At 71.1% G+C, this 23397-nt stretch carries 23 protein-coding genes; 10 read left to right on the forward strand and 13 right to left on the reverse strand.

Annotated elements, in window-relative coordinates:
* The first annotated feature begins 66 nt into the window (after window positions 1–66).
* The 3 genes from pta to pyk all read left to right on the forward strand — a co-directional run bounded on the left by pta (window position 67) and on the right by pyk (window position 4901).
* The gene (gene pta / locus B1H29_RS11445; protein ID WP_055421881.1) at window positions 67–2160 is read left to right on the forward strand and encodes a phosphate acetyltransferase; all 2094 of its coding nucleotides are present in this window, start codon (window positions 67–69) and stop codon (window positions 2158–2160) included.
* Window positions 2157–3362, forward strand: a complete 1206-nt coding sequence (locus B1H29_RS11450) for an acetate kinase (RefSeq protein WP_055421882.1) — start codon at window positions 2157–2159, stop codon at window positions 3360–3362. Before pta ends, B1H29_RS11450 begins: the two co-directional genes overlap by 4 nt.
* Before the next feature lie 108 nt (window positions 3363–3470).
* The gene (gene pyk, locus B1H29_RS11455; protein ID WP_055421883.1) at window positions 3471–4901 is read left to right on the forward strand and encodes a pyruvate kinase; all 1431 of its coding nucleotides are present in this window, start codon (window positions 3471–3473) and stop codon (window positions 4899–4901) included.
* A 106-nt stretch (window positions 4902–5007) separates the two neighbouring features.
* On the opposite strand, the gene B1H29_RS11460 is transcribed toward pyk, so the two are convergent.
* The 4 genes from B1H29_RS11460 to B1H29_RS11480 form a co-directional block, all read right to left on the reverse strand.
* The gene (locus B1H29_RS11460; protein WP_055421884.1) at window positions 5008–6426 is read right to left on the reverse strand and encodes a hypothetical protein; all 1419 of its coding nucleotides are present in this window, start codon (window positions 6424–6426) and stop codon (window positions 5008–5010) included.
* Entirely contained in the window at window positions 6416–7036 is a 621-nt protein-coding gene (locus B1H29_RS11465) for a DUF6114 domain-containing protein (RefSeq protein WP_055421885.1), read from the reverse strand. The genes B1H29_RS11460 and B1H29_RS11465 overlap by 11 nt, the downstream gene beginning before the upstream one ends.
* A gap of 117 nt (window positions 7037–7153) precedes the next feature.
* Entirely contained in the window at window positions 7154–7786 is a 633-nt protein-coding gene (locus tag B1H29_RS11470) for a DUF6230 family protein (RefSeq protein WP_055421886.1), read from the reverse strand.
* A gap of 649 nt (window positions 7787–8435) precedes the next feature.
* Window positions 8436–9413: a tetratricopeptide repeat protein gene (locus B1H29_RS11480; RefSeq protein ID WP_167392527.1), complete on the reverse strand. Its 978-nt coding sequence runs from the start codon at window positions 9411–9413 to the stop codon at window positions 8436–8438.
* Between the two features lie 234 nt (window positions 9414–9647).
* Between B1H29_RS11480 and B1H29_RS11485 the strand changes: the two genes are divergently transcribed.
* Window positions 9648–10295, forward strand: a complete 648-nt coding sequence (locus tag B1H29_RS11485; RefSeq protein ID WP_055421888.1) for a TetR/AcrR family transcriptional regulator — start codon at window positions 9648–9650, stop codon at window positions 10293–10295.
* A 326-nt stretch (window positions 10296–10621) separates the two neighbouring features.
* Here B1H29_RS11485 and B1H29_RS11490 read toward each other — a convergent pair whose 3' ends face one another.
* The 5 genes from B1H29_RS11490 to B1H29_RS11510 all read right to left on the reverse strand — a co-directional run bounded on the left by B1H29_RS11490 (window position 10622) and on the right by B1H29_RS11510 (window position 14035).
* The gene (locus B1H29_RS11490) at window positions 10622–12322 is read right to left on the reverse strand and encodes an acyl-CoA mutase large subunit family protein (protein WP_055421889.1); all 1701 of its coding nucleotides are present in this window, start codon (window positions 12320–12322) and stop codon (window positions 10622–10624) included.
* A gap of 93 nt (window positions 12323–12415) precedes the next feature.
* Window positions 12416–12757 (reverse strand): DUF3817 domain-containing protein, encoded by a 342-nt coding sequence (locus B1H29_RS11495; protein ID WP_055421890.1) that lies wholly within the window; start codon window positions 12755–12757, stop codon window positions 12416–12418.
* A 56-nt stretch (window positions 12758–12813) separates the two neighbouring features.
* The gene (locus B1H29_RS11500) at window positions 12814–13323 is read right to left on the reverse strand and encodes a MarR family winged helix-turn-helix transcriptional regulator (RefSeq protein ID WP_055421891.1); all 510 of its coding nucleotides are present in this window, start codon (window positions 13321–13323) and stop codon (window positions 12814–12816) included.
* A gap of 77 nt (window positions 13324–13400) precedes the next feature.
* On the reverse strand, window positions 13401–13694 hold the full coding sequence (locus B1H29_RS11505) for an MTH1187 family thiamine-binding protein (protein ID WP_055421892.1): 294 nt from the start codon (window positions 13692–13694) through the stop codon (window positions 13401–13403).
* Window positions 13691–14035 (reverse strand): DUF3817 domain-containing protein, encoded by a 345-nt coding sequence (locus tag B1H29_RS11510; protein WP_055421893.1) that lies wholly within the window; start codon window positions 14033–14035, stop codon window positions 13691–13693. Before B1H29_RS11510 ends, B1H29_RS11505 begins: the two co-directional genes overlap by 4 nt.
* 215 nt (window positions 14036–14250) lie before the next feature.
* Here B1H29_RS11510 and B1H29_RS11515 point away from each other — a divergent pair, with 215 nt between their 5' ends.
* From B1H29_RS11515 to B1H29_RS11530, 4 genes are all read left to right on the forward strand, one after another.
* A complete protein-coding gene (locus B1H29_RS11515; protein ID WP_055421894.1) occupies window positions 14251–14883 on the forward strand; it encodes an AIM24 family protein in 633 nt (210 codons plus the stop codon).
* A gap of 1 nt (window position 14884) precedes the next feature.
* Window positions 14885–15535 (forward strand): AIM24 family protein, encoded by a 651-nt coding sequence (locus B1H29_RS11520; RefSeq protein WP_055421895.1) that lies wholly within the window; start codon window positions 14885–14887, stop codon window positions 15533–15535.
* A complete protein-coding gene (locus tag B1H29_RS11525; protein ID WP_055421896.1) occupies window positions 15532–16308 on the forward strand; it encodes an AIM24 family protein in 777 nt (258 codons plus the stop codon). Before B1H29_RS11520 ends, B1H29_RS11525 begins: the two co-directional genes overlap by 4 nt.
* A 101-nt stretch (window positions 16309–16409) precedes the next feature.
* On the forward strand, window positions 16410–16886 hold the full coding sequence (locus tag B1H29_RS11530) for a MarR family winged helix-turn-helix transcriptional regulator (RefSeq protein ID WP_055421897.1): 477 nt from the start codon (window positions 16410–16412) through the stop codon (window positions 16884–16886).
* Window positions 16887–16920: 34 nt separating this feature from the next.
* Here the strand turns inward: B1H29_RS11530 and B1H29_RS11535 are convergent, their stop codons facing one another.
* Together B1H29_RS11535 and B1H29_RS11540 are read right to left on the reverse strand one after the other, a co-directional pair.
* A complete protein-coding gene (locus B1H29_RS11535) occupies window positions 16921–18369 on the reverse strand; it encodes a sensor histidine kinase (RefSeq protein WP_055421898.1) in 1449 nt (482 codons plus the stop codon).
* The gene (locus tag B1H29_RS11540; RefSeq protein WP_055421899.1) at window positions 18366–19088 is read right to left on the reverse strand and encodes a response regulator transcription factor; all 723 of its coding nucleotides are present in this window, start codon (window positions 19086–19088) and stop codon (window positions 18366–18368) included. Before B1H29_RS11540 ends, B1H29_RS11535 begins: the two co-directional genes overlap by 4 nt.
* A 133-nt stretch (window positions 19089–19221) precedes the next feature.
* On the opposite strand from B1H29_RS11540, the gene B1H29_RS11545 reads away from it, so the two are divergent.
* The gene (locus tag B1H29_RS11545; RefSeq protein ID WP_079160163.1) at window positions 19222–20049 is read left to right on the forward strand and encodes a PepSY domain-containing protein; all 828 of its coding nucleotides are present in this window, start codon (window positions 19222–19224) and stop codon (window positions 20047–20049) included.
* A 400-nt stretch (window positions 20050–20449) separates the two neighbouring features.
* Here B1H29_RS11545 and meaB read toward each other — a convergent pair whose 3' ends face one another.
* Both meaB and B1H29_RS11555 read right to left on the reverse strand, forming a co-directional pair.
* Window positions 20450–21406, reverse strand: coding sequence for a methylmalonyl Co-A mutase-associated GTPase MeaB (gene meaB, locus B1H29_RS11550; RefSeq protein WP_055421900.1), 957 nt, complete (start codon window positions 21404–21406; stop codon window positions 20450–20452).
* A gap of 56 nt (window positions 21407–21462) precedes the next feature.
* Window positions 21463–22668 (reverse strand): acetyl-CoA C-acetyltransferase, encoded by a 1206-nt coding sequence (locus tag B1H29_RS11555; RefSeq protein ID WP_079160164.1) that lies wholly within the window; start codon window positions 22666–22668, stop codon window positions 21463–21465.
* 149 nt (window positions 22669–22817) lie between these two features.
* Here B1H29_RS11555 and mce point away from each other — a divergent pair, with 149 nt between their 5' ends.
* A complete protein-coding gene (mce, locus tag B1H29_RS11560; RefSeq protein ID WP_055421902.1) occupies window positions 22818–23258 on the forward strand; it encodes a methylmalonyl-CoA epimerase in 441 nt (146 codons plus the stop codon).
* The last annotated feature ends 139 nt before the right edge of the window (window positions 23259–23397 follow it).

Genomic DNA, 23397 nt, shown 5'->3' on the forward strand with positions numbered 1-23397 from the left:
CGCTCACCCCGGTGGGCGATTTTGTGTGCACGGGACAGCCGCCACCAGACGAAACGGAGAGCACGCGTGACGCGCAGCGTGTACGTGACCGGTATCGACCGCGGCGACGGCCGCCAGGTCGTCGAACTGGGGGTCATGGAGCTCCTGACCCGGCAGGTCGACCGGGTCGGCGTCTTCCGTCCCCTGGTCCACGACGGGCCCGACCGGCTCTTCGAGCTGCTGCGCGCCCGCTACCGGCTCGCGCAGGACCCGGCGACCGTCTACGGCATGGACTACCAGGAGGCGTCCGCGCTCCAGGCCGAACAGGGCACGGACGAGCTGGTGTCCGCGCTGGTCGACCGGTTCCACCTGGTGGCCCGGGACTACGACGTCGTCCTCGTCCTCGGCACCGACTTCGCCGACACCCAGTTCCCTGACGAACTGGCGCTGAACGCGCGGCTCGCCAACGAGTTCGGCGCCTCGGTCGTCCCGGTCGTGGGCGGCCGCAAGCAGACCGCGGAGTCCGTGCTCGCCGAGACCGTCAACGCCTTCCGCGCCTACGACGGGCTGGGCTGCGACGTCCTGGCCATGGTGACCAACCGGGTCGCCCGCGAGGACCGGGACATGATCGCCGAGCGGCTCGCGAACCGGCTGCCGGTGCCGTGCTGGGTGGTGCCGGACGAGCCCGCGCTGTCGGCGCCGACCGTCTCGCAGATCGCGCACGCCCTCGGGGCCGGGGTGGTGCTCGGCGACGACTCGGGGCTCGCCCGCGACGCGCTGGACTTCGTCTTCGGCGGGGCCATGCTGCCCAACCTGCTGAGCGCCCTGACGCCGGGCTGCCTGGTCATCACCCCCGGCGACCGCGCCGACCTGGTGATCGGCACGCTCGCCGCGCACAGCGCCGGCACCCCGCCGATAGCCGGCGTCCTGCTGACCCTGGACGAGGTGCCCGGCGAGGGCATCCTCACCCTCGCCGACCGCCTCGCCCCCGGTACGCCGGTGCTCTCGGTGACCGGCAACAGCTTCCCCACCGCCGAGCAGCTCTTCTCCCTGGAGGGCAAGCTCAACGCGGCCACCCCGCGCAAGGCGGAGACCGCCCTCGGCCTCTTCGAGCGGTACGTCGACACCGCCGACCTCAACAAGCGGGTCTCCGCCCCGAGCAGCGACCGCGTCACGCCGATGATGTTCGAGCACAAGCTGCTGGAGCAGGCCCGTTCCGACCTGCGCAGGGTCGTCCTGCCGGAGGGCACCGAGGAGCGGGTGCTGCACGCGGCGGAGGTGCTGCTGCGCCGGGGCGTGTGCGAGCTGACGCTGCTCGGCCCCGTCGAGCAGATCCGCAAGAAGGCCGCCGACCTGGGGATCGACCTGGAGGGCGCGCAGTTGACCGACCCGGCGGTCTCCGAGCTGCGCGACTGTTTCGCGGAGAAGTACGCCGCCCTGCGCGCCCACAAGGGCGTCACGGTGGAGCTGGCGTACGACGTCGTCTCCGACGTCAACTACTTCGGCACGCTGATGGTGCAGGAGGGGCTGGCCGACGGCATGGTGTCGGGGTCGGTGCACTCCACGGCGGCGACCATCCGGCCGGCCTTCGAGATCATCAAGACCAGGCCGGAGGCGTCGATCGTCTCGTCCGTCTTCTTCATGTGCCTGGCCGACAAGGTCCTGGTCTACGGCGACTGCGCGGTCAACCCGGACCCGAACGCGGAGCAGCTCGCCGACATCGCGACCCAGTCGGCGTCCACGGCGGCGCGGTTCGGGGTGGACCCGCGGATCGCGATGCTGTCGTACTCGACGGGCACCTCCGGTTCCGGCGCGGACGTCGACAAGGTGCGCGAGGCGACGGAGCTGGTCCGCTCGCGCCGCCCGGACCTCAGGGTCGAGGGGCCGATCCAGTACGACGCCGCCGTCGAGCCGTCGGTGGCCGCGACCAAGCTGCCCGGCTCCGAGGTCGCCGGGCAGGCCAGCGTGCTGATCTTCCCCGACCTGAACACCGGCAACAACACGTACAAGGCCGTGCAGCGCTCGGCCGGCGCCATCGCCGTGGGGCCGGTGCTCCAGGGGCTGCGCAAGCCGGTCAACGACCTGTCCCGGGGCGCGCTCGTCCAGGACATCGTCAACACCGTCGCCATCACGGCGATCCAGGCCCAGCAGTCCCCCAGCGAGAAGGCGTCCGACCAGTGAGCCGCACACGAGTCCTCGTCCTCAACTCCGGCTCCTCGTCGGTGAAGTACCAGCTCCTCGACATGCGCGGCAGCGACCGGCTGGCGATGGGCCTGGTCGAACGGATCGGTGAGGAGACCTCACGGCTCAGGCACACCCCGACGGGCGGCCTCAGCCGTGAGTGGAGCGGGTCCGTTCCCGACCACGACGCCGCGCTGAAGGCGGTGGCGGCGGAGCTGGCCAAGGACGGCCTCGGCCTGGACTCGCCCGAGCTGGCCGCGATCGGACACCGGGTGGTGCACGGCGGGAAGCACTTCACCGAGCCGACCGTCGTCGACGACGCGGTGCTCGCCGAGATCGAGCGCCTCATACCGGTCGCCCCGCTGCACAACCCGGCCAACCTCACCGGCATCCGCACCGCGCAGGCGCTGCGTCCGGACCTGCCGCAGGTGGCCGTCTTCGACACCGCCTTCCACACGACGATGCCGGAGTCCGCGGCCCGCTACGCGATCGACGTCGAGACCGCCGACGCGCACCGCGTCCGGCGCTACGGCTTCCACGGCACCTCGCACGCCTACGTCTCGCGGGAGACCGCGAGGCTGCTGGGCCGGGCGCCCGAGGACGTGAACGTCATCGTGCTGCACCTGGGCAACGGGGCGTCCGCCTCGGCGGTGCGGGGCGGGCGCTGTGTGGACACCTCCATGGGGCTGACGCCTTTGGAGGGGCTCGTGATGGGTACGCGCTCGGGTGACATGGATCCGGCCGTCATCTTCCATTTGATGCGTGTTGGTGGAATGTCCGCCGACGAGATCGACACTCTCCTCAACAAGAGGAGCGGTCTGATCGGACTCTGCGGCGACAACGACATGCGGGAGATCCGCCGCCGTGTCGACGCCGGCGACGAGCGGGCGCGGCTGGCCTTCGACATCTACATTCACCGGCTGAAGAAGTACATCGGTGCCTATTACGCCGTTCTCGGACGGGTGGACGCGGTGGCCTTCACGGCCGGGGTCGGCGAGAACGCGGCGCCGGTGCGGGAGGCCGCCGTGGCGGGCCTGGAGGGGCTCGGCCTGGTGGTCGACGCCGGGCTGAACGCCGTACGCGCGGACCGGGCGCGGCTGATCTCGCCCGCGGACGCGCGGGTGGCGGTGGCCGTGGTGCCGACCGACGAGGAAATGGAGATCGCGACACAGACCTACGCTCTGGTCGAAAAGGAAAGGTGAGGGCACCCGAGGACGGCTGAGTAATTCTCTTGTGAGCACCGAGGCGCCCATTTGTATCTTCCGCCAGACGGAATATTCCGCAGCGAAACAAACCGATAGGATCGCCCCATGCGCCGTTCGAAAATCGTCTGTACTCTCGGCCCCGCCGTCGACTCCCACGAGCAGCTCGTAGCGCTGATCGAGGCCGGCATGAACGTGGCCCGCTTCAACTTCAGCCACGGCACCCACGCGGAGCACCAGGGGCGTTACGACCGTGTCCGGGCCGCCGCCAAGGAGACCGGCAGGGCCATCGGTGTCCTGGCCGACCTGCAGGGCCCGAAGATCCGCCTGGAGACCTTCGCCGAGGGTCCCGTCGAGCTGGTGCGCGGTGACGAGTTCACCATCACCACCGAGGACGTGCCGGGCGACCGGACGATCTGCGGCACGACGTACAAGGGCCTGCCCGGCGACGTGACCAAGGGCGACCAGGTACTCATCAACGACGGCAACGTCGAGCTGAAGGTCACCGAGGTCGAGGGCCCCCGGGTGCGGACGATCGTCATCGAGGGCGGCGTCATCTCCGACCACAAGGGCATCAACCTGCCCGGCGCGGCCGTGAACGTCCCCGCCCTGTCGGAGAAGGACGTCGAGGACCTCCGGTTCGCGCTGCGGATGGGCTGCGACCTGGTGGCGCTCTCCTTCGTCCGGGACGCCAAGGACGTCGCCGACGTCCACCGCGTGATGGACGAGGAGGGCCGCCGCGTCCCCGTCATCGCCAAGGTGGAGAAGCCGCAGGCGGTGGAGAACATGGAGGGCGTCGTCGCGGCCTTCGACGCCGTCATGGTCGCCCGTGGCGACCTGGCCGTCGAGTACCCGCTCGAGAAGGTCCCCATGGTGCAGAAGCGCCTGATCGAGCTGTGCCGGCGCAACGCCAAGCCGGTGATCGTGGCGACCCAGATGATGGAGTCGATGATCACCAACTCGCGCCCGACCCGCGCCGAGGCCTCCGACGTGGCCAACGCGATCCTGGACGGCGCGGACGCGGTCATGCTGTCGGCGGAGTCGTCGGTGGGCGCGTACCCGATCGAGACGGTCAAGACGATGTCGAAGATCGTCACCGCCGCCGAGCAGGAGCTGCTGTCCAAGGGCCTGCAGCCGCTGGTGCCGGGCAAGAAGCCGCGCACGCAGGGCGGTTCGGTGGCCCGTGCCGCGGCCGAGATCGCCGACTTCCTCGGCGGCAAGGGCCTGGTGGCCTTCACCCAGTCCGGTGACACGGCGCGCCGGCTGTCCCGCTACCGCGCGGCCCAGCCGATCCTCGCCTTCACCACGGACGAGTCGACCCGCAACCAGCTCGCGCTGAGCTGGGGCGTGGAGCCGCACGTGGTTCCGTTCGTGAACAGCACCGACGAGATGGTCGACCTGGTGGACCAGGAGACGATGCGCCTCGGCCGGTTCAACGACGGCGACATCGTCGTGATCACCGCCGGCTCGCCCCCCGGCGTGCCCGGCACCACCAACATGGTCCGCGTGCACCACCTGGGCGAGACCCGCCGCGCCTGACGGCCCCCCGTACTCGGCTCCGGTACGGCACTGAGGGCGCCCCCCGCGCACAGGGGGCGCCCTCAGCGGCGTCGCGGCTCCCGAACGGGCTTGCGGGCCCGCCCGGTCAGGTCGTGTACTGGTGCAGCCCCGGAATGTGGAGCGTGCCGCCGAACTGGCCGGCCTGGACGACCGTCACCTTCGTGAAGTAGATCAGCGGAATGTCGAGCGGCGGCGGGTTCTCCGGGTCGAAGGTGACCGGGATCAGCCCGAGCAGGTTGCCCGAGATGCTCTCGGTGTACATCACCGTCTTGCCGTCGCGGATCGTGGAGGTGGAGCCCTTGGCCGCCTGCACGTGGTACGTCTTGCCGGCCTGTTCGTCGTTGACCGTCTGGTGCAGGTCACCGATGTCGGTGCCGTTGGAGATGACGTACTTCAGCACCTTCTTGGTGCTGCCGTTGGCCGTTCTCACCTCGACGATGCCCTCGTAGACGGCGCCCTTCAGCAGCAGCGAGCTGGCGTTGAGGTACCACGGGTCGTCGGGCAGCGGCACCGTGTTGTCGACGCCGCCCTCCTTGTCCGTGGCGACCGGGCAGTCGTCGACGTCCGTGCCGGCGCTCTCGGAGGCGCTGGGGGTGGGCGACGCGGTGGCCTCACCGGCCGCCTCCTCCGCCTCCTCGGCCGCGTCGTCCGCCGATTCCGCGGTGTCCCCGGCCGCCCCGGACGCCGCGTCGGTCGGGTCCTCGACGGCGTCGTCCGCCGTGTCGGTGACCTTGTCGGTGGCCTCGTCGGTGGCCTCGCCCGTGTCCTTGCCGGTGGTCTCCTTTGCCGGGTCGGACGCGTCGTCGCCGGCGCCCTGGGACGCCGGCGCCGAGGGGGTCGGCGTAGGACTGGGGCTCTCCTCGGCCTTCTTGCCGCCGGTGAAGACGCCCTCGATGGCGTCGCCGATGCCCTCCAGCACACCGCCGCCGGGCTCGGACGGGGACGGCTCCGCGGCGCCCTCGCCGGCCTCCTCCCCGCTCTGCGGCTCCTTGCTCCGCGACTCCTGCGACGCGGACGGGCTCGGGGCGGGGCTGGTCTCGTCGGCCGTGTCGGCCTCGTCGCCCGTGTCGCCCTCGTCGTCGGAACCTGAATCCGGCGAAGAGTGCTCACCCGTGCCCGCGTCCTTGCCCGAGTCCGAGTGGCCGGGCTCCGTCTCGTCGCCCTTGTCGTCGTCGGCCCCGTCGGTCGCCGAGGGCGACGGCGTGGGCGACGCGGAGGTGTCCTTCCCGGCGTCCTCCAGGGCAGCCACGCACTCCTTGTACTCCTCGGCCGTCAGGCTGTTGGAGGTCGGCGCGGCCGAGTCGTTGCCGTCGGCGAGGGCCAGCGTCGGCGTGAACCCCATCCCCATGAGGACGGCCGTGGGCATCGCCGCCAGGGCTATCGCCTTCCCGGCCGGCATGTGGAACCTCGTGAACAACGGCTTCTTGGGTGCCGCGTGGCGCGGCCCGGTTCTCACACGGGACGACTCCACGTCAGTCCCGCGGGTCACCTCGTCAGCCGGCACTGTGCCTCCCGTTCGCCCCGTTGGCCGGGCTCGTTCCTGACAGGTCATTCGGATCGTCCGCCCCGTCCCGCGGCTGCGGGATCGTGGCGTCGGGCACCGGCGTCGCGGGCGCCGAGGCGCCGGGCACGGTGGTTCCGGGCACGATGGTTGCGGGGGCCACGCCCTCGGGCGCGTCGCCCGTTCCCTTGCCCTCCACCGGCGGCTCGGCCCGCGGCGGCTCACCCGGCACCCACGACACGGCCATCGCCCCGCCGATCAGGGAGAGCAGGAAGCCGATGAAGAAGCCGCCGAGGTTGGACACGGGGATGGACACCAGCGCCAGCAGGATCGCCGCCACGCCCGCGAAGACCCGGACGTGCTTCTGGAACCACAGGCTGACGCCCAGGACGACCAGCAGCACACCGATGATCAGGGACCCGGCGCCCGCGGTGGTGGCCATCGCCAGCGTCAGGTGCCCGATCTGGAGATTCGCGTACGGGAAGTAGGCGATGGGGAGTCCGCCGAGCGCGACGAACAGGCCGGCCCAGAACGGCCGCGCGCCTCGCCAGGCACGGAACTGCAGCCTCCGGCGGGTGAACTGGCCGGCTGCGACAGGAGTCTCGGCGCTCATGGAAAACAGCTCCCTGGTACGGCTTTGCTGTGGTGGAGATGTGGGCCGCGGGTGAAGGCACGGCCGGGGAGTGGACGGGCGGGGGTGCCACCGGCTCCCCCGCCCGTCAGCGAGTGCTTAGTAGCACTCCTTGACACCCTTGGACAGCGACATCTTCAGTCCGCTGAGCTTGAAGGTTCCGGCAGTGGTGGCCCACGCCGTCTGCTTCACGTTGGTCAGCGTGGCCGAGTCGGCCTGCTGCGCGAATCCGAACGGGTTCGCGGTGTCGCCCTTCTTGATGCCGGGACCCTTGCTGGCGTCCTTGGCGGCCACACCGATGTCGATGCCGCGGAAGGTGGCATCGGCCTCGAGTTCCTCGACGTCGATGTACAGGTTCTGCGCCTCGACCGGCTTGTCGCCGCCGCCGGCCTTCAACATGAGGCTGACCGAGCCGATCAGCGGGATGTCCGGGGTGACCACGGACTGGCACATGTTCTTGATCGACGCGGACTTGAACGCCGAGACGGCGACGGGGTGAGCCGTCTTCTTGCCGTCGAGCGTGTAGCCCGAGTCGATCGCCCCGTACTGGGAGAAGCCCGTACCGTCGAGCCGGTCCGCCGTCACCTTGAACGACTGACCGGAGACGCTGAACGACGCGGCCAGGGCACCCTGCCCCAGCGCGACGCCTATCGCAGCCGTGGCGGCCACGCTGGGCACCATCACCACAGCGAACCGCTTCCATCTGGTCCCGCCACGCACCTGGGACTCCATATTTCCTCCTTCTCGGACGTACATCTCCTGGCCTCGGCCTGCCCCCGGGATCGGCGGCTCGGCCTGGCAGGGATGGGAGAAGTGCTACGTCCTCGGGAAGGAGAGCGCCCGCGCTCGGCGGCACGTACAACGCGCCCGAATCACCGGCGATCACCCCCGAGCGACAACCACTGGTCGCGCCTGACACGATCACGCACAACCCTGCTGGACAGGCTTCGCCGGTGGGCGAAGACCCCCCTGCCCAAGAGCCGGCTCCACTGCCGCCGGCTCTGCTCGGTGGGGACCCAGGAACCCCCGCGACCCGACTGGCTTTCGGGGTACGGGAATGGACCGAGCGTCGCCGATCGTGGTGCATTCTCGCCGCCGACACAAGGGGGTTCGTTACTCACTAGTAACGGCCGGATGACCGCGGGGCGACGCACGGGGCCCGAACGGCGACGCTCGGTGTGCCATGAAGGCGGAACAAAACAATTGATCGCTGGACAGAATCCGACAGATCGACGACGGTGACTTACTGGCAGTAACAGCGGCCGCGATTGCCAAGATTTGGCAAAGCGCGGCCGCACTGACGTCCCGTCGACTGCTCTTTCACTCGGGCACCACGCGGCCGGCGGTCGGCGACCGCCGGCGAAGCGGGCCCGGAGCGCCCCTAGAACAGGGCGCGAGCCAGCGCCCTGCGCGCCGCGGCGACCCGCGGATCGTCGGCGCCGACCACCTCGAACAGCTCCAGCAGCCGCAGCCGTACGGCGTTCCGGTCGTCCCCGGCCGTGCGGCGCACCGTGTCGATGAGGCGCCCGAAGGCGTCCTCCACGTGACCGCCCACCAGATCCAGGTCGGCGGCGGCGATCTGCGCCTGGGCGTCACCGGGCTTGTCGGCCGCGTCCTGGCGGACCCGCTGCGGGTCGGCGTCCTGCACGCGCTGGAGCAACTCCGCCTGGGCCAGACCCAGTTTGGCCTCCGTGTTGCCCGGGTCCTCGCCGAGCACGTTCTTGTACGACTGGACGGCTCCCGCCAGGTCGCCCGCGTCCAGCGCCTGCACGGCGGCCTCGAGGGCGGCGTCGTGCGGACCGGCCGGGCGCTCGGGGGCGGCCGCGGGCCGGTCCCCCGGCTCCGCCTCGGCGTCGACGGCGAGACCGGTCAGGCCGAAGCGCTCCTCGGCGACCTGCACCAACTGGTCCAGGGTCTGACGGATCTGCGCCTCGCCGGCGGCGCCCTGGAAGAGCGGCAGCGCCTGTCCGGCGACGACCGCGAACACGGCCGGGATGCCCTGGACACCGAACTGCTGCATCAGCATCTGGTTGGCGTCGACGTCGATCTTCGCGAGGACGAAGCGACCGTTGTACTCGACGGCGAGCCGCTCGAGCACCGGGCTCAACTGCTTGCAGGGCTCGCACCATTCGGCCCAGAAGTCGATGACGACCGGGACCTCGGTGGACCGCTGCAGGACATCGCTCTCGAAGCGGGCCTCGTCGACGTCGATGACGAGATCGGCCGGGGAGACGGCGCCCGTCCCACCCTGCCGGGCCGCCTCGGCGCGAGCCTGCTCCGCCTTCGCCTTGGCCTCCTGGGCCGCCTTCACCGCGGCGAGGTCGACGACCCCGCTCATGGACATGTTCCGTGGCTGCATGGGCCTATCCTCCCCCGTACTCCGCGCGTGCGTGAAAAGCGGGTCGAAAGCCCGCTCTGAAGTGTGGTGCCGGCGCCGGGTCCCCACCCACGCCCGTGGTCGTCGCTGGGGCACGGGCGGGCCCGTGCTTTCGCTACGACCCGTAGCGTAATGCCACGAGGGGCCGCGGGAACACCCCTCTCCCGTGATCTCCCTCACGGGGGCTCGCGGTTACCCGCCGGTTAAGGTCGGGGAATGCAGAGCAGCACCCCCGCCGGCCGTACCGGGCGCCCGCGCAGCGCCGCGGCGGACACCGCGATCCTGGCCGCGACGCGGGCGGCCCTGGTCGACCTGGGCTGGTCGAAGCTCACCCTGGGAGACGTGGCCACGCGGGCGGGGGTTGCCAAGACGACGCTCTACCGCCGCTGGGCGGGCAAGAACGAGCTGGTGGTCGACGCGGTAGCCGAGCTTTTCGACGAACTCCGGCTTCCCGACCGCGGCTCCCTGGCCGCCGACATCGAGGGCGTGGTGCTCCAGTTCGCGGCGATCCTGGCCCGCCCGGAGGCCAGGAGCGGCCTGATGGCGGTGGTCGCCGAGTCCACGCGAGACGACGCCTTGCGGGAGCGCATCCGCGCGTCGATCGTCGAGCGTCAGAAGCGCCTGGTGCTGGAGGGCAGGGCCCGCGCCCAGGCGCGCGGCGAGCTGCCCCCCGAGACCGACCCGGCCGAGGCCGCCCGCACCGCGGATCTGATCTTCGACGTGGTGGCGGGGGCGGTGGTTCACCGCACCCTGGTCAGCGCGGAACCGGCGGACGGGGAATGGGTGCGGGGCCTCACGCGGGTACTGCTGTGGGGCCTGAGCGCCCAGCCGCCCGAGCCCTCCGGTGGGTGGCCTCCCGGCTGACGGCGGGGTGACGGGCGGCCTCCCTGCCGACCGAACCGGGTGGCAGGTGGCCTCCCTGCCGACCGAACCGGGTGGCAGGTGGCCTCCCTGCCGACCGAACCGGGTGGCAGGTGGCCTCCCTGCCGACCGAACCGGGTGGCAGGTGGCCTCCCTGCCGACGAATCCGGGTGACAGACGGCTCCTCAGCCGACCGAACCGGGTGACGGGTCCCCCGGCCGACCGAGCCCAGTGACGGTGCCCCGGCCGACCGAGCCGTCCGGCGCGTGGACACGGGCCGGGGGCCAGGGGCGAAGCCTCCGGCTGCGCCCCGCACCGGCGCGGGGCGCCTAGAACCCCGCCGGTTCCGTGTACACCCCCCACTCGTCCCGCAGCACCCCGCAGATCTCGCCGAGGGTGGCCTCGGCGCGTACCGCGTCCAGCATCGGCGCGATCATGTTGCCGCCGGAACGGGCCGCGGCGAGCATGGCGTCCAGGGCGGCGCGCACCGCCGTGTCGTCGCGGGCGGCCTTGCGGTCGCCGAGGACCCGCACCTGCTCGCGCTCCACCTCGTGGCTGACCCGCAGGATCTCCAGGTCGCCTGTGACGGAGCCGGTGTGCACGTTGACGCCGACGACCTTCTTGTCGTCCTTCTCCAGGGCCTGCTGGTACCGGAAGGCGGACTCGGCGATCTCGCCGGTGAACCAGCCGTCCTCGATGCCGCGCAGGATGCCGGAGGTCATCGGCCCGATGGGGTGCCGCCCGTCGGGGTGGGCGCGCAGGCCCCGTTCCTTGATCTGCTCGAAGATCTTCTCCGCGTCGGCCTCGATCCGGTCCGTGAGCTGCTCGACGAACCAGGAACCGCCCAGCGGGTCGGCGACGTTGGCGACGCCGGTCTCCTCCATCAGCACCTGCTGGGTGCGCAGGGCGATCTCCGCGGCCTGCTCGCTCGGCAGCGCGAGGGTCTCGTCCAGGGCGTTGGTGTGCAGGGAGTTCGTCCCGCCGAGCACCGCCGCCAGCGCCTCCACCGCCGTACGCACCACGTTGTTGTACGGCTGCTGGGCGGTGAGCGAGACACCGGCGGTCTGCGTGTGGAAGCGCAGCCACTGCGCCTTGTCGGACTTCGCGCCGTACACGTCCCGCATCCAGCGGGCCCAGATGCGCCGGGCCGCACGGAACTTGGCGATCTCCTCGAAGAAGTCGAGGTGCGCGTCGAAGAAGAAGGAGAGGCCCGGCGCGAACCGGTCGACGTCCAGGCCGCGCGACAGGCCCAGCTCCACGTACCCGAAGCCGTCCGCCAGCGTGTACGCCAGCTCCTGCGCGGCCGTCGCGCCCGCCTCGCGGATGTGGTAACCGGAGACCGACAGCGGCTTGTAGTCGGGGATGCCGGCCGCGCAGTACTCCATCAGGTCGCCGATCAGGCGCAGGTGCGGCTCGGGCTGGAAGAGCCACTCCTTCTGGGCGATGTACTCCTTGAAGATGTCGGTCTGGAGCGTGCCGTTGAGTACGGACGCGTCCACGCCCTGCCGTTCGGCGGCGACCAGGTACATGCAGAACACGGGCACGGCCGGCCCGCTGATCGTCATGGAGGTCGTCACGTCCCCGAGCGGGATGTCCTTGAACAGCACCTCCATGTCGGCGGCCGAGTCGATGGCCACGCCGCAGTGCCCGACCTCGCCGAGCGAGCGCGGGTCGTCGGAGTCGCGGCCCATCAGCGTCGGCATGTCGAAGGCGACCGAGAGCCCGCCCCCGCCGTTGCGGAGGATCATCTTGTAGCGCTCGTTGGTCTGCTCGGCGTTCCCGAAGCCGGCGAACTGGCGGATGGTCCAGGTCCGCCCTCGGTAGCCGGTCGGATGGAGGCCGCGGGTGAAGGGGTACTCCCCCGGCCAGCCGATCCGCTCGAAGCCCTCGTAGGCGTCCCCGGGCCTGGGCCCGTACACCGGCTCCACGGGATCACCGGAGAGCGTGGTGAAGTCCGCGTCGCGCTTGCGCGCCGCGTCGTACCGGGCCTGCCAGCGAAGGCGGCCCTCCTCTATGGCGTGAGCGTCCATACCCTCGAATTTACTAGGACGTCCAAGTAAATGTCGATGGGGGACCGCCGTACGGGTGTCCGGACGGCGGGGAGGGGGCCCGGGAGGAGCCGGTTACGCCTTGGCGGGAGCGGGCGCCTCGGCCGCGGCGGCCTTGGTGTCCAGCTCCTGGCTGATCTTGCGCTCCACGAAGAACGCGGCGGTCGGGATGGTCCCGGCCAGCAGCACCCACAACTGCTTGCTGACCTTCCACTTCGCCTTGGCGCCCAGGTCGAAGGCGAAGACGAGGTAGACGACGTACAGCCAGCCGTGCGCGATGCTGACGATGCGGGTGAAGTCGGCGGCACCGTCCATGTCCAGCAGGTACTTGGCGATCATGCCGAGGCAGAGCAGGATCAGCAGCACACCGGTGACGTACGCCATGACCCGGTAGCGGGTCAGCACGCTCTTTTTCATGCGTACGAGCGTAACCGTCCGTTTCGCGCGATCTTCGAGCGGGCCCGGCGACCCGCTCAGGCCTCTTCGAAGTCCCCGGCGGCGACCCGCAGCGGCCTGAGCATCGCGAAGATCTCGGCGCACTCCTCGGCGTCGTAGGCACCCAGCCCGAAGTCCATCGCCATGAGGTCGCGGGTGGCCGCCTCGACCACCTCGCGGCCCTTGCCGGTGATGGTGGCGAGCGTGCCGCGGCCGTCGTTGGGGTTGGGCCGCTTGCCCACCAGGCCCGACCTCACCAGCCGGTCGACGGTGTTGGTGACGGAGGTGGGGTGCACCATGAGACGCTCGCCGATCTTGGACATCGGCAGCTCGCCCGACTTGGAGAAGGTGAGCAGCACCAGCGCCTCGTAGCGCGCGAAGGTCAGCCCGTACGGCTTGACCACCGCGTCGACCTCGGCCAGCAGGATCTGGTGCGCCCGCATGATCGAGGTGATGGCGGACATGGAGGGCACGCCGCCCCAGCGCTGCTTCCACAGTTCGTCGGCACGGGCGATGGGATCGAAGGAGAGACTGAGGGGCTTCGGCACGGCATCAGACCCTACCGGCCGGTCATATCCCGGTCAGCCCCGTCTCGCCTTTCGATACCGCCGCCCGCGGCGCGCCGCTACTCGCACAGGTGCCGCTCCACCGTCTCCACCTTCGAGGTGAGGCCGTCCGACACGCCGGGGCGGATGTCCGCCTTGAGGACCAGGGAGACGCGCGGCGCCCGTGCCTCGACGGCGGCGACGGCCCGCCGGACGACGTCCATGACCTCGTACCACTCGCCCTCCACGGACGTGAACATCGCGTCGGTGCGGTTCGGCAGGCCCGAATCGCGGACCACCCGCACGGCGTCGGCGACGTACTCCCCCACGTCCTCGCCGACACCGAGCGGCGTCACGGAGAAGGCGACGATCACGCGCCCACGACCCCTTCCTGGCGGGCACGGGAGGCGATGACCGCGCTCTCGGCCTCGCGCTTGAGCCTGCGCTCGGCGAAGAAGCCGCCGGTGGGCAGGACCGACATGACGAAGTAGAAGGCGGCGGTGCCGAAGGACCACTTGGCGCGGTTCCAGGCGTCCGCCCAGAAGATCACGTACAGGACGAAGAGAACGCCGTGGACCATGCCCATCACGGGTACCGCGTTGAAGTCGGTGGTCCGCTTCAGCACCGAGCAGACCAGCAGCAGGAGGAACGAGATCGCCTCGGGGCCGGAGACCAGGCGGAGGCGGCGGAGGGCGGAGGCGGTCTTGAGGTCCACGGGTCACCTTCGGTGGAAGAGGGATCGATACGTCGGGCACCGCCGGGCCGGCGGTTTGTGAACGTGCGCACAAGCGCGCGTCCATTGTGGCAAACCCCCGACGCGCCCGGGCGAGGGGGGCGGCGACACGGGCCCTTGGGGGGCGATCGGGGAGGTCCGCGCCCGTGGGACCTGTCGGTGGGCCCGCCCGGCGGGCTACCTTCCCATTTGTGGCGATGTTCCGACTTCAAGGAAGCAAGGTACTCGCCGTCGACATGACCGGGGACGCCGTCAAGGCGAAGAACGGCTCGATGGTCGCGTACGACGGGGAGATGGCCTTCAAGAAACTCAGCGGCGGCGGTGAGGGCATCCGGGGCATGGTGACCCGGCGGATCACCGGCGAGCAGATGACGGTGATGGAGGTGAGGGGGCACGGGACCTGCTGGTTCGCGGACCGGGCCTCGGAGATCAACCTCGTCGGCCTCCAGGGCGACAAGCTGTACGTCGAGTCGAGCAACTTCCTGGCGGCCGACGCCGGGCTGCGGACCGGCACCAGCTTCACGGGGGCACGCGGCGCCTCCCAGGGCAACGGGCTGTTCACCACGACCGTGGAGGGACACGGGCAGGTGGCGATCATGTCGGACGGACCGGCGGTGGTGCTGCGGGTCGGCGCGCAGTACCCGCTGACCGTCGACCCGGGGGCGTACGTCGCGCACCAGGGGAACCTGCGGCAGTCCTTCCAGTCCGGTGTGACGTTCCGCACGCTGTTCGGGGAGGGCGGCGGGGAGGCCTTCCAGATCCGCTTCGAGGGCGACGGCCTGGTGTACGTGCAGCCGAGCGAGCGGAACACGATCGCGGGGGATGTGTGAGATGGCCTTCCGGGAGATCAATTCCAAGATGGTCCAGGCGGCCGTGACGCCCGGGCAGCGGCTGTTCAGTCAGCGCGGCGCGATGCTCGCCTACCAAGGGGACGTGTCCTTCACCCCGAACATGGCCGGCGGTCAGGGCGGTGTCATGTCGATGATCGGGCGCCGGGTGGCGAACGAGGACACGCCGCTGATGACCGTCGAGGGCAGCGGCACCGTGCTCTTCGGGCACGGCGGCCACCACGTGCAGGTGATCAACCTCTCCGGCGACACGCTGTACGTGGAGGCGGACCGGCTCCTCGCCTTCGAGGGGACGCTGGAGCAGGGCACCGTGTTCCTGGGCTCGCAGGGCGGCGTCATGGGCATGGTGCGCGGCCAGGTGAGCGGGCAGGGGCTGTTCACGACGACGTTGAGGGGCCACGGCTCGGTGGCGGTGATGGCCCACGGGGGCGTCTTCGAGATCCCCGTCACCCCGCAGCGCCCGGTGCGCGTCGACCCGCAGGCCTACGTCGCCCATCACGGCGACGTACGCAACAAGCTGTCCACGGCGATGGGCTGGCGGGACATGGTCGGACGCGGCTCCGGCGAGGCGTTCCAGCTCGAGCTCAGCGGCAGCGGCACGGTGTTCGTCCAGGCGTCGGAGGAGAAACTGTGAGCGCGGTTCACCACGACCCGGCGACGCTGCCGGCCGACGACAACGTCAACGACTACACCTTCTGCGTGGAGCTCAAGGGGAGCCGGTGGTTCCTGCAGAAGGGGAAGATGATCGCCTACTACGGGACGATCGAGTTCAACGGGATCGGGCACGGCCGGCTGGACCGGCTGGTGCGCACTTCGTTCCATTCGCCACTGCACGCGAGCGACTGGGTCGTGGCGGAGGGATCGGGCAAGATGCTCCTCGCCGACCGGGCCTTCGACGTCAATTCGTATGACCTTGAAGACGGCAACCTGACCATTCGCTCGGGCAACTTGCTTGCTTTTCAGCCAAGTCTCGCCCTCAAGCAGTCGATCGTGCCGGGTTTTCTGACCCTGATCGGAACCGGAAAGTTCGTGGCCGCGTCAAACGGTCCGGTGGTGTTCATGGAACCCCCGATCCGGGTCGACCCCCAGGCCCTGGTCGGGTGGGCCGACTGCCCGTCTCCGTGCCATCACTACGACCACGGGTACATGACCGGCCTACTGGGCGGTCTACGTGCGATGACGGGTCTCGGCGGGGCCTCCGGGGAGGAGCACCAGTTCGAGTTCGCGGGGGCGGGGACGGTGCTGCTGCAGTCGAGCGAGGCGCTGATGGCGGAGCAGGCGACGGGGGCCGCTCCGCAGCAGGCGGGAGTGCCCGGCGGCGGCGCGTCCGGGGCGCCGGGAGGCCGGTCCGGGGTACCGGGGCTTCCCGGACAGCTAGGGGACCTCCAGCGCCGCTTCGGGCTGTGAGCGGTAATCTGCGGAGTGTGACATCGAACGCGTGCGCACCGTCACCGTCACGGAGAACCCCTCACTAGTTCGCCTTTCAACATTTTAGGTAGACTTCATTCATGGAGACCGAGACGGCCACCCGCTGGCTGACCGATACGGAGCAGTGTGCTTGGCGCACCCACCTGGAGGTCAACAGGCTGTTGACGCACCAGCTCGAGAAGGACCTGCAGCCGTTCGGCCTGACGATGAACGACTACGAGATCCTGGTGAACCTCTCCGAGTCGGAGGGCGACAGGATGCGGATGAGCGATCTGGCCACCGCCACGATGCAGTCCAAGAGCCGCCTCTCCCACCAGGTCACCCGCATGGAGAACGCGGATCTGGTCCGGCGGGAGAACTGCGAGTCCGACCGCCGCGGGCTCTACGCCGTCCTCACCGAGCACGGCCTGGAGACGATGCGGAAGGTCGCGCCGCACCACGTGGCGTCCGTCCGCAGGCACTTCATCGACCTGCTGGCCCCCGAGGCCCTGACGGAGCTCGACAAGGCGCTCAAGCCGATCGCGGAGCACCTGCGCGGGCAGCGAGGACGTCCCTGACCACGACCTCGGTCACACCCGTGGCCGTGCGGGTCTAGGCGGCCGGCAGGCGGAGCTCGAACAGGGCGCCGCCTGCCGGTGCTTCGTGGACGGTGAGCGTGCCGCCGTGCCGTACGGCGACGTCACGGGCGATGGCCAGCCCCAGCCCCGCCCCGCCGTCGTCGCGGCTGCGGGCGGCGTCGAGCCGTACGAACCGCTCGAAGATCCGCTCCCGGTCGGCCGCCGGCACGCCCTCCCCGTCGTCGGCCACCGCGACCACGGCCGCGTCGCCGTCCCGCCGGACGGACACCTCCACCGCCGAGCGGGCGTGCCGCTGCGCGTTGTCGAGCAGATTGGCCAGCACCCGTCCGAGCTGCCCCCGCGACCCGGCCACCGCCACCTCGCCCGCGGCACCGTCCACGGCCCGCACGCTCACCCCCGGCCGCCCTCCGGCCTCCTCCCGCGCCAGCGCCACGAGGTCGACGCGCGCGTCGGAGGGCCGCTCCCCCGCGTCCAGCCTGGCCAGCAGCAGCAGGTCGGCGGCGAGCCGCTGCAGCCGTACGGTGTCCTCCACGGCGCCGTCGAGGTCGAGCAGCTCCGGGTGGGCGGCGGCCACCTCCAACTGGGTGCGCAGCGAGGCGATCGGGCTGCGCAGCTCGTGCGAGGCGTCGGCGACGAACCGCCGCTGCCGCTCCACCGACGACTCCAGGGCGGCCAGCGTCTGATTGGTGGTCGAGGCGAGCCGGGCGACCTCGTCGTGCGTGTCCGGCACCGGGACGCGGCGGGCCAGGTCCTCGCTGGCGGTGATCGCGGCCATCTCCCGGCGGATGCCGGCCACGGGGCGCAGCGCGCGCCCTGTGACCAGCCAGGTCACCCACCCGACGACCGCGAGCAGCAGCGGGAAGCCGATCAGCATGACGGTCAGCGCGGTGTTCACGGCGCCGTGTTCGGCGGACAGCGGGGCACCGGCGTACACGGTGAGATCGTCCCCGGCCCGGTTCTGCACGGGCACGGCGGCGAAGCGGTAGTCCTCCGTGTCGCCGTCGATCGTCGCCGAACCGTCGCTGACGGTGGTCCGCTCGCCGATCTCCCCCGGCTCCAGCGACTCGCCGGCGTCGTCATCGTCGTCCGAGTCCCCGTCGTCGTCGCCGTCGTCGGTGTCGGTGTCGGTGTCGGTCGGGGTGGGCTGCGGCTTCACCGCGTCGACACCGGTACCGCTGATCCGCTCCAGGTTCTCGCTGGCGGCGACCAGCCCGCCGTCCTCGTCGACGACCTGCACCGGGCGGTCGTCCACGTCCAGCGACAGCTCGGCGTAGGGCGTGCCGACGGCCAGTTCGGTGGCGACCTCCCGTGCCGAGCGCTCCGCCTGGGTGCCGGCCTCCCCGAGCAGGTTGGAGCGAAGGGACAGCAGGACGGCGGTACCGGCCGCGATCAGGGCGACGGCGACCACGAGGGTGGCGCCGAGCGTGGCCCGGGCCCGGACCGACCCGAGGAGCCGGCTCATCGCTCGGCCTCCAGCCGGTACCCGGCGCCGCGTACGGTCCGGATGAGGCCGGCGCGCAGCTTGCGCCGCAGGGCGCTGACGTACACCTCGACGATGTTGGGGTCGCCGTCGTAGGCGAAGTCCCAGACGTGTTCCAGGATCTCCGCCTTGGACACCACTTCCCCGGCCCGCACCACGAGCTGCTCCAGTACGGCGAACTCCTTCGCGGTGAGGGTGACCTCACGCTCGGCCAGGAAGACCCGGCGGGCGGCGGTGTCGACCTTCAGGTCGCCGTGGACGTGCACGGGTGACGCCCCGCCCCCCTGTGCCCGCCGCCGCAGCAGGGCCTTCACGCGGGCGACCAGGACGACGTAGGAGAAGGGCTTGGTGAGGTAGTCGTCCGCGCCCGTGTCCAGGCCCTCCGCCTCGTCGTACTCGCCGTCCTTGGCGGTGAGCATCAGGATCGGCACGTCGTGGCCGGCGGCGCGCAGGGCGGCGCAGACCCGGTAGCCGTTGAGGCCGGGCAGCATGATGTCGAGGATGACGAGGTCGTACGTGCCCTCGCCGGCCCGGTGCAGGCCCTCCAGGCCGTCGTGGACGACGTCCACGGTGTAGCCCTCGGCGGTGAGGCCCTTGGCGAGCGACACGGCGAGGCGCTTCTCGTCCTCCACGATCAGGATTCGAGAGGGGCGGCGCGAAGCGCCTCGGGCAGCGTGGTGGTGGGCGACGGGCGGGCGCATGGGTAGAGGGTCGCAAAACGAAGCTGAAGAACCCTTCAGGCGGCTTCAGGCTGGCCTCAGCGTCGGTCCGAGACAGTGAAGGCGTCGAAAGCACATCGACTCGAACGACCTTGCACGACTCGGGAGGAACCGCATGAAGCGCAACATCGCGATCGCCGTCGTCACCGCCGCCGCACTGATCGGAGGCGGTACGGCGACGGCTCTGGCGACCACGGGCGACGACGGCCCGGGTACGACGCGTCAGGCGGACGTCCGGGCGGCCTCGGACGACGACGCGGGCGACGACGCGGGCGACGACGCGGGCGACCGGGCGGACGACGACGGCACGCGGGAGGACGACGCCGACGACCGGGACGACTCCCGCGACCGCGACGACGACCACGCCCGCGTGTCCTCCGCGAAGGTGACGGCGGCCGACGCCATCGCCTCCGCCCTGAAGGAGGCGCCGGGCACCGCCGTCTCCGCCGAGCTGGACGACGAGGACGGGGACGACGACGGTGAGCGCGCGGCCTGGGAGGTCGACGTCCTCTCCGGCGACGGCACCTGGCACAGCGTCCGGATCGACCCGGCCACCGGCAAGGTCCTCGGCTCGGAGACGGACGACGAGGACGACACCGACGAGGTGCGGGCCGCCCTGAAGGGCTCGTCCGTGGACGCCGCCGAGGCCGCGAAGGCGGCGGCCGGCCACGGCACCGTGACCTCCGTGGAGCTGGACGACGACGGCCACCACGGCGACGGCAGGGCGGCCTGGGAGATCGAGACCCGCTCCTCCGACGAGGCCGAGCAGGACTGGCGGGTGGACCTGAAGACCGGGAAGGTCACGGCCGACCGCTCGGACGACTCGCACTCGGACTCCGACTCCGACGACTCCGAGGACTCCGACGACTCCGGCTCCGGCTCCGGCTCCGGCTCCGGCTCCGGCTCCGGCTCCGGCTCCGGCTCCGGCTCGGACGACGACTGAGCGGCCGGCCCCGGCCACACGACGGACCGACCGCGGCGGCGCCCCGGCACCAGCGCCGCCGCCACGGTCCACCGCGCCGGACACCGCGAAACACACCGGCAGCGGCAACCGTTCCACCAGCAGGCCCACCGCCCCGGCACAGACGCCGCCTTCGACGGCGGTGCTGCACCAGGCGCCCGCCCGGATACGGAACCCGGCGCCGCGCTCTCGCCGACGATCGGATACGCCGGCGCCACGAACGGGCCCGCGCAGGCGACGGCCGCGACGAGCGCCCCGAGGCCGGGCGCGAGGCCCACGGCCGCCAGGACGATGCCCGGCCCCCGTGAGGAACGGGGGCGGAACACGCGGGGCAACGTACCAGCGCGGCTGTCCGGTCGCACCGGCGTCTGCGGACGCGGCGTCAGCCGCTCGTCAGCCCCGCCACCAGTTCGTCCGCCGCGCGGTACGGGTCCAGCTCGCCCGCGACGATGCGTTCCGCCAGGGTGCCGAGGCGGCGGTCGCCGTGCAGGTCGCCGATGCGTTCGCGCAGGGTGGTGACGGCGATGGTCTCGACCTCGCGGGCGGCGCGGGTCCGGCGGCGTTCGGTGAGGACGTCCCGTTCCTCCATCCACGCGCGGTGCTTCTCCAGGGCCTCGACGACCTCGTCGACGCCCTCGCCGCGCGCGGCGACCGTCTTGACGATGGGCGGGCGCCAGTCGCCGGGGCCACGGGCCTCGCCGAGGCCCAGCATGTGGTTCAGCTCGCGGGCGGTCGCGTCCGCGCCGTCGCGGTCGGCCTTGTTGACGACGTAGACGTCGCCGATCTCCAGGATTCCGGCCTTCGCCGCCTGGATGCCGTCGCCCATGCCGGGGGCGAGGAGGACGACCGAGGTGTCGGCCTGGGAGGCGATCTCGACCTCCGACTGGCCGACGCCCACCGTCTCGACCAGGACCACGTCGCAGCCGGCCGCGTCGAGGACGCGGATCGCCTGCGGGGCGGCCCAGGCGAGGCCTCCGAGGTGGCCGCGGGTCGCCATCGAGCGGATGTAGACGCCCGGGTCGGACGCGTGCTCCGACATCCGGACGCGGTCGCCGAGCAGGGCGCCGCCGGAGAAGGGGGAGGACGGGTCGACGGCGAGGACGCCGACCCGCTTGCCCTGCTTGCGGTACGCCGTCACCAGGGCCGAGGTGGAGGTGGACTTGCCGACGCCCGGCGAGCCGGTCAGACCGACCACGTACGCCCCGCCGGTCAGCGGCGCGAGGGCCGCCATGACCTCCCTGAGCTGCGGGGACGCCCCCTCCACCAGGGAGATCAGCCGGGCCACGGCCCGCGGCCGGCCTTCCCTGGCCTGGGCGACCAGCGAGGAGACGTCCTGCATCACAGCTCCGTTTCGGTGAGAAGTCGTCACCGGGATCGTCACCCGGTGACCCGAGGTCAGGCCTTGGGGACCCGCACGATCAGCGCGTCGCCCTGGCCGCCGCCGCCGCACAGCGCCGCCGCGCCGACCCCGCCGCCGCGCCGCTTCAGTTCCAGCGCCAGGTGCAGCACGAGCCGGGCGCCGGACATGCCGATGGGATGGCCGAGGGCGATGGCGCCGCCGTTGACGTTCACCTTTTCGGTGGATACGCCGAGGTCCTTCATTGACTGCACGGCGACGGCGGCGAAAGCCTCGTTGATCTCGATCAGGTCGAGGTCCGCGACCTGAAGGCCCTCCTTCTTCAGGGCGTGCCGGATCGCGTTGGACGGCTGCGACTGCAAAGAGTTGTCCGGCCCCGCGACGTTGCCGTGCGCGCCGATCTCCGCGATCCACTCCAGGCCCAGCTCCCGCGCCTTGGCCTTGCTCATGACGACCACGGCCGCCGCGCCGTCGGAGATCTGCGAGGAGGAGCCCGCGGTGATCGTGCCGTCCTTGGAGAACGCCGGACGCAGCCTGCCGAGCGACTCGGCGGTGGTGTCCCCCCGGATGCCCTCGTCCTTGCTGAACAGCACCGGGTCGCCCTTGCGCTGCGGGATCTCGACCGGGGTGATCTCGGCCTCGTAGACGCCGTTCTTCTGGGCGGCGGCGGCGCGCTGGTGGGACAGGGCGGCGATCTCGTCCTGGGGCTCGCGGGCGATGCCGAGGCGGGTGTTGTGCTTCTCGGTGGACTCGCCCATGGCGATGTCCTCGAACGAGTCGGTCAGACCGTCGTACGCCATGGCGTCGATCATCTGGACGGCGCCGTACTTGTAGCCCTCGCGGGACTTGGGCAGCAGGTGCGGGGCGTTGGTCATGGACTCCTGGCCGCCCGCGACGACCACGTCGAATTCACCGGCGCGAATGAGCTGGTCGGCGAGGGCGATGGCGTCGAGGCCGGAGAGGCACACCTTGTTGACCGTGAGCGCCGGGACGTTCATGGGGATGCCGGCCTTGACGGCGGCCTGGCGGGCCGGGATCTGCCCCGCGCCGGCCTGGAGCACCTGTCCCATGATCACGTACTGGACCTGGTCGCCGCCGATACCCGCGCGGTCGAGGGCGGCCTTGATCGCGAAGCCGCCGAGGTCGGCCCCGGAGAAGGACTTCAGCGAGCCGAGCAGCCGCCCCATCGGGGTACGGGCACCCGCGACGATGACGGAGGTCGTGCCGTTCGTTGCAGAAGACATGAGCTGCGATCCCCTTTTCCGGCCCGCACAGGCCGAGGAGTGAACGAGGGTTTACTCGAATGTACTGAGCGGTATCCCGCCCGTCACCCGGCGGTCGGTGTGATCGCGCGCACGTTGCGTAACCACCTCCGGAGCGCTGCACTGAATCCATGCTGACGCGAATCGACCACATCGGAATCGCCTGCCACGACCTCGACACGACCGTCGAGTTCTACCGTGCCACCTACGGCTTCGAGGTGACCCACACCGAGGTCAACGAGGAGCAGGGCGTGCGTGAGGCCATGCTCAAGATCAACGATACGTCGGACGGCGGCGCCACGTATCTCCAGCTCCTGGAGCCGACCCGGGAGGACTCCGCGGTCGGCAAGTGGCTCGCCAAGAACGGCGAGGGCGTCCACCACATCGCGTTCGGTACGGCGGACGTGGACGCGGACGCCGCGGACATCCGGGGCAAGGGCGTACGCGTTCTGTACGACGAGCCCCGGCGCGGTTCCATGGGGTCGCGGATCACCTTCCTGCACCCCAAGGACTGCCACGGCGTACTGACAGAACTGGTCACTTCGGCGGCCGTTGAGTCACCTGAGCACTGACTCTCGTACATATGGGCCGGTAGGGTTGGGTGCGGTCGCCGCTCAGTCCAGGGTGACCCGGTCCCGCCGTCAGTGGTGGCGGGGCCGCCGGGGTCGTGTTTCGGGGGGCCAACGCCGGGGCAGAAGCACGTGCTCCGCC

The organism is Streptomyces pactum (genome assembly GCF_002005225.1).
GTDB lineage: Bacteria > Actinomycetota > Actinomycetes > Streptomycetales > Streptomycetaceae > Streptomyces > Streptomyces pactum_A.

Coding starts and splice junctions, on each gene's coding strand:
- pyk (WP_055421883.1), top strand. CDS start 3,471: ATGCGCCGTTCGAAAATCGTCTGTACTCTCGGCCCCGCCGTCGACTCC.
- B1H29_RS11465 (WP_055421885.1), bottom strand. CDS start 7,036: ATGAGCGCCGAGACTCCTGTCGCAGCCGGCCAGTTCACCCGCCGGAGG.
- B1H29_RS11470 (WP_055421886.1), bottom strand. CDS start 7,786: ATGGAGTCCCAGGTGCGTGGCGGGACCAGATGGAAGCGGTTCGCTGTG.
- B1H29_RS11480 (WP_167392527.1), bottom strand. CDS start 9,413: ATGCAGCCACGGAACATGTCCATGAGCGGGGTCGTCGACCTCGCCGCG.
- B1H29_RS11485 (WP_055421888.1), top strand. CDS start 9,648: ATGCAGAGCAGCACCCCCGCCGGCCGTACCGGGCGCCCGCGCAGCGCC.
- B1H29_RS11490 (WP_055421889.1), bottom strand. CDS start 12,322: ATGGACGCTCACGCCATAGAGGAGGGCCGCCTTCGCTGGCAGGCCCGG.
- B1H29_RS11495 (WP_055421890.1), bottom strand. CDS start 12,757: ATGAAAAAGAGCGTGCTGACCCGCTACCGGGTCATGGCGTACGTCACC.
- B1H29_RS11515 (WP_055421894.1), top strand. CDS start 14,251: ATGTTCCGACTTCAAGGAAGCAAGGTACTCGCCGTCGACATGACCGGG.
- B1H29_RS11520 (WP_055421895.1), top strand. CDS start 14,885: ATGGCCTTCCGGGAGATCAATTCCAAGATGGTCCAGGCGGCCGTGACG.
- B1H29_RS11530 (WP_055421897.1), top strand. CDS start 16,410: ATGGAGACCGAGACGGCCACCCGCTGGCTGACCGATACGGAGCAGTGT.
- B1H29_RS11535 (WP_055421898.1), bottom strand. CDS start 18,369: ATGAGCCGGCTCCTCGGGTCGGTCCGGGCCCGGGCCACGCTCGGCGCC.
- B1H29_RS11540 (WP_055421899.1), bottom strand. CDS start 19,088: ATGCGCCCGCCCGTCGCCCACCACCACGCTGCCCGAGGCGCTTCGCGC.
- B1H29_RS11545 (WP_079160163.1), top strand. CDS start 19,222: ATGAAGCGCAACATCGCGATCGCCGTCGTCACCGCCGCCGCACTGATC.
- meaB (WP_055421900.1), bottom strand. CDS start 21,406: ATGCAGGACGTCTCCTCGCTGGTCGCCCAGGCCAGGGAAGGCCGGCCG.
- B1H29_RS11555 (WP_079160164.1), bottom strand. CDS start 22,668: ATGTCTTCTGCAACGAACGGCACGACCTCCGTCATCGTCGCGGGTGCC.
- mce (WP_055421902.1), top strand. CDS start 22,818: ATGCTGACGCGAATCGACCACATCGGAATCGCCTGCCACGACCTCGAC.